Below are 4,606 nucleotides of genomic sequence, written 5' to 3'. Positions count from 1 at the left end.
CGCGGCCACCCGCTCCCGCCCCCGTCCCCGGGCGCGGGCCGTCTGGCCCGGCCCCGCGAGGTCGCTCCGCTGGTGCGGGGGGTTTCGCGACGGCGTCCTCGGGGGCACCGTGCGGTGCCCTCGCCCTCGGGGGCGCGGGGGACTGCGCGAGCAACCACGACGCAACCCGCACCCGCCGACCGGACCCTCACCCCCCACGGCGCCATGGCAAACCCCGACCCCGACTACGCTTGATAGTCGGCCCACCCCCGTGGCCCACCCCCCGGAGCGGAGCGCAATGGCAGTCAACCTGGTCAATGTCGAGGCAGTCAGCAAGGTGTACGGCACCCGTGCCCTGCTCGACGGAGTCTCCCTCGGCGTGTCCGAGGGAGACCGCATCGGCGTCGTCGGGCGCAACGGGGACGGCAAGACGACCCTGATCCGGATGCTCGCCAAGCTGGAGGAGGCCGACACCGGCCGCGTCACGCACAGCGGCGGCCTGCGCCTCGGCGTGCTCACGCAGCACGACTCCCTCGACCCGGCGGCCACCGTCCGGCACGAGGTCATCGGCGACCTCGCCGACCACGAGTGGGCGGGCAGCGCCAAGATCCGCGACGTGCTGACCGGCCTGTTCGGCGGGCTCGACCTGCCGGGCTTCCCGCAGGGCCTGGACACCGTGATCGGCCCGCTCTCCGGTGGCGAGCGGCGCCGTATCGCCCTCGCCAAGCTGCTCATCGACGACCCCGACCTGCTGGTCCTCGACGAGCCCACCAACCACCTCGACGTCGAGGGCATCTCCTGGCTCGCCCGGCACCTGCAGGCCCGCCGCTCCGCGCTCGTCTGCGTCACCCACGACCGCTGGTTCCTCGACCAGGTCTGCACGCGGATGTGGGACGTGCAGAAGGGCGACGTCTACGAGTACGAGGGCGGATACAGCGACTACGTGTTCGCGCGGGCCGAGCGGGAGCGGATCGCCGCGACCGAGGAGGCCAAGCGGCAGAACCTGATGCGCAAGGAGCTGGCCTGGCTGCGCCGCGGCGCCCCCGCCCGCACTTCCAAGCCGCGCTACCGCATCGAGGCGGCCAACGAACTGATCGCGGACGTGCCCGAGCCGCGCGACAAGAGCGAGCTGATGAAGTTCGCGAACGCCCGGCTCGGCAAGACCGTCTTCGACGTCGAGGACGTGACGATCCAGGCCGGCCCCAAGGTGCTGCTCAAGCACCTGACGTGGCAGGTCGGCCCCGGTGACCGCGTCGGCCTCGTCGGGGTGAACGGCGCGGGCAAGACGTCGCTGCTGCGCGCGCTCGCCGACGCCGCCACCTCGCAGGGCGACGTCCAGCCCGTCGCCGGGAAGATCGTCGTCGGCAAGACCGTCCGGCTCGCGTACCTCTCGCAGGACGTGACCGAACTCCCCGCGACGTTGCGGGTGTTGGAGGCCGTGCAGCAGATCCGCGACCGCGTCGACCTGGGCAAGGGCCGCGAGATGACCGCGGGCCAGCTGTGCGAGCAGTTCGGGTTCTCCAAGGAGAAGCAGTGGACGCCCGTCGGTGACCTGTCCGGTGGTGAGCGGCGGCGGCTGCAGCTGCTCCGGCTGCTGATGGACGAGCCCAACGTCCTCTTCCTCGACGAGCCGACCAACGACCTCGACATCGAGACCCTCACGCAGCTGGAGGACCTGCTCGACGGGTGGCCGGGCTCCATGGTCGTGATCTCCCACGACCGGTTCTTCCTGGAGCGGACGACGGACAACACGTTCGCGCTGCTCGGCGACGCCACCCTGCGGATGCTGCCGCGCGGCATCGACGAGTACCTGGAGCGCCGTGAGCGGATGATCGAGGCCGCCACCCCGGCGCCCGCCCCCGCGCAGGAGACGAAGTCCGGCCCGTCGGCCGCCGACAGCCGCGCCGCCAAGAAGGAGCTGCAGAAGATCGAGCGGCAGATGGACAAGATCTCCGGCCGGGAGTCCAAGCTGCACACCCAGATCGCCGACAACGCCACGGACTTCGCCAAGGTGGCCGAGCTGGACGCGGAGCTGCGGGAACTCGTCGCCGAGCGCGAGGAGTTGGAGATGCGCTGGCTGGAACTGGCCGACGATGCCTGAGTCCTCCCCTCCCTGAGGCAGGGATTTCTGGCTCAGATCGCCCCCTGGAGCCGGGCCCGCCTCATGCCCACATCCTCCGCCGCTGACGTCATGTCCTGACCTCCGCCCGCATTCCGGCCCATCCGCCCTTGCCGCTACGCGACCGTACGAGCGAGGCCCGGACCCCCGCTCTCCTCCCTCGCAGCGAGCACCCGCACCGGCGAACAAGGGCGCGCGGGTTCGTCTTCACTCCGAGGCAGTCCGCTCTGGCGTAAACGTGAGCGTCCTCGCGAGAGGTCTGGTGAAGGCCGCGTGGAGACGCGTAACGGACGCATCACGGGCCGGTCCTCCCTTGGGAACAGGGGATGGACCGGCCCTCTGTGCTAGTGCACCGAGTGATAGAAAGGGCGGCTGGGGGCGGCCTGAGCGCACCCCGAGACCGACCTGAGAACGTCCGGAAAACACCCAGGCGTGCGCCGGTACATCAGTGAAGAGGGGGGAGCGCTGATGACTCAGCCGCCCAACCAGCCGCCGTCCGGCGGTTTCGGAGCACCACAGGACCCACAGGACGGGACGCAGCCGCAGACCCCGCCCCCGCCGCAGCAGCCCCCTGCGCCCGGGTACGGATATCCGCAGCAGCAGCCTCAGCAGCAGCCCGGCCCGTACGGCCAGCCCCAGCAGCCCGGCCCGTACGCGCAGCAGCCGCAGCCGGGCCCGTACGGCCAGCAGCCGCAGCCCGGCCCCTACGCCCAGCAGCCCGGCCCGTACGCCCAGCCCCAGCAGCCGGGACCGTACGCCCAGCAGCCCGGCCCCTACGGTCAGCAGCCGCAGTACGGCTACCCGCCGCAGCAGCAGCCGACCCCGCCGGGCGGTGGTGGCGGTGGTGGTGGCATCAAGGGGAAGACCTGGGCCGTCGCGGCCGCGGCCGTGGCGCTGCTCCTCGTCGCGGGCGGCGTCGTGTTCGCCGTGGTCGGCGGCGGTGACGACGACAAGAAGGACACCGCCGACAAGAACAAGGACCCCAAGGCCTCCTCCTCCGCCTCCACGCCCGTCAACCCGGGCGACGGGCAGGGCGACGGCCACGCCGGCGAGGAGGACCTCAACTCCGGCCGCCAGAGCGGCGAGGCGAAGGTCCTCTGGTACAAGACGGCCCCCAAGGTCTCCAGCGACGGCGCCGACGCCCCCGGCATGTGGATCGCCGACAAGGTCGCGGTGAAGGCCGCGTACAAGGAGGTCCTCGGCTACAACATCGGGGACGGCCAGATCAGTTGGCCGGCGATCAAGCTGCCGCAGAAGATCTGCTCGGTGACCAAGAAGCCGTCCGACGCCGGGAAGATCGTCGTCGCGTACATGAGCGGCACCAGCGAGCGCGCCCACTGCAACCAGGTCCAGGAGATCGACCTGAACACCGGCGCGAAGGGCTGGACGGCGAAGATCCCCGAGCACGAGAGCGGCGACGACATCTCCTTCGACGGCACGGGCTCCAGCATCTCCCTCAGCTACGTCGGCAGCGACACCCTGATCGTCGGCCGTTCGATGTCGGGCCTCGCCCTGGACGCCAAGACCGGCGCGAAGAAGAAGTTCGTCGTCGAGCAGTACGGCGCGGACTGCTTCCCCAAGGCGTACACCGGCAACAAGGACAAGCTGCTCGCCGTGGCGTCCTGCGGCGCCGGCGGCAAGAACGCGCACGAGGAACTGCGCCAGCTCGACCCGGACACCGGCAAGGCCCTGTGGACCAAGAAGTTCCCCAAGGACTGGTCGATCGCGAACGTGTACTCCGTCGACCCGCTGGTCGTGTACAGCACCAACGAGGACGACAAGAAGTACAACATCGCCTCCTTCAAGAACAACAGCAGCGCCGTGCAGTCGGAGGTCGGCGTCGACGGCCTCGACACCAACTGCGGTTCCTCCGGCTTCTTCTCGCTCGACCGCAAGCTGGACGGCTGCCAGGGCGTCGTCGCCGACGCCTCCACCCTCTACATGCCGACCAAGGGCAAGACCGGCGGGGCGAACGAGGTCGTCGCGATCAGCCTGACCAGCGGCAAGGAGCGCTGGCGGGTCAAGTCGCCCGAGGACCAGTCGCTGCGGCCGATCAAGATCGAGGGCGGCGCCGTCGTCGCGTACATGGAGGCCTCCTACGGCGGCACCGCCGGACGCGTCGTGTCGATCCCGGTCTCCGGCGCGCACACCCCGAAGACGCTGCTGCAGAACCCGGCGGGCACCGCCGAGATCGAGAGCAGCTTCTACTCCAAGGACATCGCCTGGGAGGACGGCCGCTTCTACCTCTCCGCCACCAGCCTGTCCGGCAGCGCCAAGGGCCAGCAGAAGCTGATGCTCGCGTACGGCGACTGACGTCACGCACCCGCTCACCCTCCTTCGTCCCCGTCTTCACGCCCCCGAGGTACCCACGTCATGACGCAGCCGCCCCAGCCACCGTCCCAGCCGCCGAACGAGCCGCCGCGCGATCCGTTCGCCAAGCAGCCGGAGTCCCCGCAGACCCCGCCCGCCCCGGCCCAGCCGCCCGCCGGCGGCTTCGGCGCGCCCACG

Annotated in this window: 2 protein-coding genes; both read left to right on the top strand. The window is 70.8% G+C overall.

The window, feature by feature from the left end:
* Window positions 1–277 precede the first annotated feature (277 nt).
* Window positions 278–2,080 carry an ABC-F family ATP-binding cassette domain-containing protein gene (locus G3I40_RS39670; protein ID WP_164559672.1) on the top strand — a complete coding sequence of 601 codons (1,803 nt, stop codon included), beginning with the start codon at window positions 278–280 and terminating at the stop codon, window positions 2,078–2,080.
* Between the two features lie 486 nt (window positions 2,081–2,566).
* Window positions 2,567–4,411 carry a PQQ-binding-like beta-propeller repeat protein gene (locus tag G3I40_RS39665; RefSeq protein WP_164559671.1) on the top strand — a complete coding sequence of 615 codons (1,845 nt, stop codon included), beginning with the start codon at window positions 2,567–2,569 and terminating at the stop codon, window positions 4,409–4,411.
* Window positions 4,412–4,606 lie beyond the last annotated feature (195 nt).

The organism is Streptomyces sp. SID14478 (assembly GCF_010548525.1).
Lineage (GTDB): Bacteria > Actinomycetota > Actinomycetes > Streptomycetales > Streptomycetaceae > Streptomyces.
This window is presented reverse-complemented; position numbering and strand designations above follow the sequence as displayed.

Bases quoted from the DNA above. Each gene is read 5' to 3' on its own strand.
- G3I40_RS39670 (WP_164559672.1), top strand. From the start codon at position 278: ATGGCAGTCAACCTGGTCAATGTCGAGGCAGTCAGCAAGGTGTACGGC.
- G3I40_RS39665 (WP_164559671.1), top strand. From the start codon at position 2,567: ATGACTCAGCCGCCCAACCAGCCGCCGTCCGGCGGTTTCGGAGCACCA.